At 62.7% G+C, this 3,517-nt stretch carries 3 protein-coding genes; 2 read left to right on the top strand and 1 reads right to left on the bottom strand.

Annotated features, from left to right (window positions below):
* Positions 1-147 precede the first annotated feature (147 nt).
* Positions 148-1,824, top strand: a complete 1,677-nt coding sequence (istA, locus tag E1809_RS26160; protein ID WP_133207133.1) for an IS21 family transposase — start codon at positions 148-150, stop codon at positions 1,822-1,824.
* The gene (gene istB / locus E1809_RS26155; protein ID WP_133207132.1) at positions 1,821-2,639 is read left to right on the top strand and encodes an IS21-like element helper ATPase IstB; all 819 of its coding nucleotides are present in this window, start codon (positions 1,821-1,823) and stop codon (positions 2,637-2,639) included. Before istA ends, istB begins: the two co-directional genes overlap by 4 nt.
* A 54-nt stretch (positions 2,640-2,693) precedes the next feature.
* Here istB and E1809_RS26150 read toward each other — a convergent pair whose 3' ends face one another.
* On the bottom strand, positions 2,694-3,284 hold the full coding sequence (locus E1809_RS26150; protein WP_133207131.1) for a hypothetical protein: 591 nt from the start codon (positions 3,282-3,284) through the stop codon (positions 2,694-2,696).
* Positions 3,285-3,517 lie beyond the last annotated feature (233 nt).

Below are 3,517 nucleotides of genomic sequence, written 5' to 3'. Positions count from 1 at the left end.
ATGACTGTGACAGGTTTGGATGGCCCCGGTAGGACGGTTATTTCTGGCCCCACTTTGTGACTCGCCGGGCAGTTGCGACGGTTATGTGTGGCCCCGCCTTCAACGTTGGATTCATCAGTGGATGGATGCGGCGGAAGGCTGGTCTGGATGGAGTCGAGGGTGGAGTTGTTCGCGCGGATCCGACGCGATGCCCGGGTCGAGGGCTTGTCGGTTCGTGCGCTGGCGGCCCGGCACGGGGTGCACCGCAGGACGGTTAGGCAGGCTCTGGAATCAGCTGCACCGCCGGAGCGTAAGCCGAGGCAAGGGGTGTCCTGGCGGTTGGAGCCGTTCAAACCGGCGATTGATGCCATGCTGACCGAGGACACGACCGCGCCGCGGAAGCAACGCCATACCGCCCGCAGGATCCTTGCCCGGCTCATTGAGGAGCATGGCGCCCAGGAGCTGTCGTATTCGACCGTGCGGGACTACGTCCGGGTCCGCCGGGCCCAGATCGATGTCGAAGCAGGCCGCCGGGTCGAGGTGTTCGTTCCGCAGGAACACGCCCCCGGGGCGGAAGCGGAAGTGGACTTCGGTGAAGTCTGGATCATCCTGAACGGGATGAAGACGAAGTGCCACATGTTCATCTTCCGGCTCTCCCACTCCGGCAAGGCCATCCACCGGATTTATCCCACACAGGCCCAGGAAGCTTTTCTGGAGGGCCATATCGAGGCGTTCAACGAGATCGGCGGGGTGCCGGTCAAACACATCCGCTATGACAACCTCACCAGTGCCGTCAGGTCCGTGGTGTTCGGGCAGGGCCGGAACCGCCTGGAGAACGACCGGTGGGTGTTGTTCCGTTCCTTCTATGGCTTTGATTCCTTCTATTGCCAGCCAGGTATTGCCGGGGCTCATGAGAAGGGCGGGGTCGAGGGTGAGGTGGGCTGGTTCCGCCGCAACCGGCTTTCCCCGATGCCTGTCGCGAGGTCCCTTGAGGAGCTCAATGACCGGATCCGGGCCTGGGAGGTCCAAGACGATGGGCGACGGATCAATGACCGGATCCGCACCATCGGTCAGGACCTCGAGGCCGAGGCCCCGTTCCTGGCACCGTTGCCGGCCGAAGAGTTCGATCCCGGCCTGGTGCTGAACCCTCGGGTGGACCGGTCCTCGATGATCACGGTGAGGATGGTGAAATACTCGGTGCCCGCCCGGTTCATCGGCAGAAGAGTCCGGGTGTCCCTGCGGGCGTCGGAGGTTGTGGTGTTCGACGGCCGCGCGGTGGCGGCCCGGCATCAGCGGATCGTTGCCAAGGGCGCTCAGTCCGTCCAGCTGGACCATTACCTGGAGGTCCTCAAGACCAAGCCCGGCGCTTTGCCTGGCTCCACCGCTTTGGCCCGGGCGCGGGAGTCCGGGGCTTTCACCAGCGCCCATGAAGCGTTCTGGGCTGCCTCGCGCCGGGTCAACGGCGACTCCGAGGGGACCCGTGAACTGATCGACGTCTTGCTGCTCCACCGTTCCATGGACGCGGCAGATCTCGAGGCGGGGATCACCGCGGCGCTGGGCGTGGGAGCGGTCAGCGCCGATGTGGTTGCGGTCGAGGCCCGCAGGCACGCAACAGCTCCAGCCGGGGGTGGGTCCGGTTCGGACCGTCATCGCGGTGCTCATGCTGAAGCGAAAGTGCAACGAGTTGTCAGCCTGACCCAGCGCCGGCTGATGGACCCCGCCGCGGTCATCGCAGGACTGCCGCGCGATACCCGGCCCTTGCCCTCAGTCAGGGCCTATGACGAGCTGCTGGCCAAACGCGCCCAAAACCCTGCAGGACCCGAGTCGAAGGAGAACATCTCATGAGTCCCACCGCACCGGCCACCACCATCACCCCGACCCTCCGCCGGCGGCGCGGCCTCACTGAACAGGCCGCTGTCGCCGCCGTGGACCAGGCCTGTCGCCGGCTGCGCCTGCCCACCGTCCGTGCAGTCCTGGACGAAGCCCTCACCGTCGCCGGGAAGGAACAACTCTCCTACCAGGGCTTCCTGGCCGAGCTGCTGCTGGCCGAATGCGATGACCGTGACCGGCGTTCCTCAATCCGCCGGGTCAAAGCCGCGAACTTTCCAAGGCCCAAGTGGCTTGGGGACTTCGATTTCGACGCGAACCCGAACATCAATCCCGCCACGATCCACACCCTGGCCACCGGGGACTGGATCCGCAAAGGCGCACCCCTGTGCCTGATCGGAGACTCCGGAACGGGCAAAACCCATCTGCTCATCGGGCTCGGCACCGCGGCAGCGGAACAGGGCTACCGGGTCAAATACACCCTCGCCACGAGGCTCGTGAACGAACTCGTCGAGGCCGCCGATGAGAAGGTCCTGGCCAAGACGATCGCCCGTTACGGCCGGGTCGATCTGCTGTGTATTGACGAGCTGGGCTATATGGAACTGGACCGCCGTGGTGCCGAACTCCTCTTCCAGGTCCTCACCGAAAGAGAGGAGAAAAACTCCATAGCGATCGCCTCCAACGAGTCCTTCTCCGGCTGGACCAAAACGTTCACCGACCCGCGGCTCTGCGCCGCGATCGTGGACCGGCTGACCTTCAACGGTGCCATTATCGAAACCGGCACCGACTCCTACCGGCTCGCCCACACCATCGCCCAACAAAAGGCAGGCTAAACGAGACAGGCCGGTCGCGGTTCAAGGGGCGAAGCGTTCTGCAGGCTCGATCAGCTACACAGCCTCGGCAGGGTAGGCTCCAACGGCCTTCAGGCCAACGACGGAACCACTCACTTCAATGACACCTCTATCCGTCTTCAAGAAGACGACAGTTCTGCCGCGGCTGAGAGGTCCGAGATACCAAGAAGCTGCAGCCGGAGTCCTTAGACCACCTGTCAAAGGCGTGACGTTCTGAAAGGTCAAAGGGCTCCCCACTAGAGAACCTGTGGACTTTTTTCTGGGCTGAAAGACCAGAGAGTCGTTCTCCTTCTTGGCATATCCGATAAGCCAACCGCTCTGATAGGACGAGTCCGGCGGTGGAGGGCCAGGGGGCAGTGACCTGGATCGAATGCCACATTCAACGATGCCCATCTCGGCGTCCAGCGCTTCTCGTTTCGTGATCAGCGGGGCGACAAGCAGGGGCAAAACTAACTGGAGGACGATGTTTGTCCCCAACGCGATAACTAGGTAGGACCAGAAATCGAGTTGTTTCAGAATCACCGCGATGGTTGCGGCGACAGTCACCGCAAGACCGATGATGAGACCCACCACAAAGGCTTTTTCCCACCATCCACGCGGCGTTGGTTGAAGTGTCTCTCCGACCACAGGGCCCCCTCGCGTTTGCCTTTGGGATCTATCTGAGTGCAGTCTCCCAGAGGATGGCACTGTCGGCATATCCCGGTAGACGCAAATACACAGATGCCTGGGCACTCTCGCCAGTAAGGAAACGATACGGGTGGTCATTCGAGCAATCCGTCTCAACGGTCCTGAATCAGGTTGACATCGGAAAAGTGGGGCCAAAAATAGCCGTCATGCCGGGGCCAAAAAGAGTTGACACA

The sequence above is a fragment of the Arthrobacter terricola genome (assembly GCF_004354015.1).
Classification (GTDB): domain Bacteria; phylum Actinomycetota; class Actinomycetes; order Actinomycetales; family Micrococcaceae; genus Arthrobacter; species Arthrobacter terricola.
This window is presented reverse-complemented; position numbering and strand designations above follow the sequence as displayed.

Coding starts and splice junctions, on each gene's coding strand:
- istA (WP_133207133.1), top strand. CDS start 148: ATGGAGTCGAGGGTGGAGTTGTTCGCGCGGATCCGACGCGATGCCCGG.
- istB (WP_133207132.1), top strand. CDS start 1,821: ATGAGTCCCACCGCACCGGCCACCACCATCACCCCGACCCTCCGCCGG.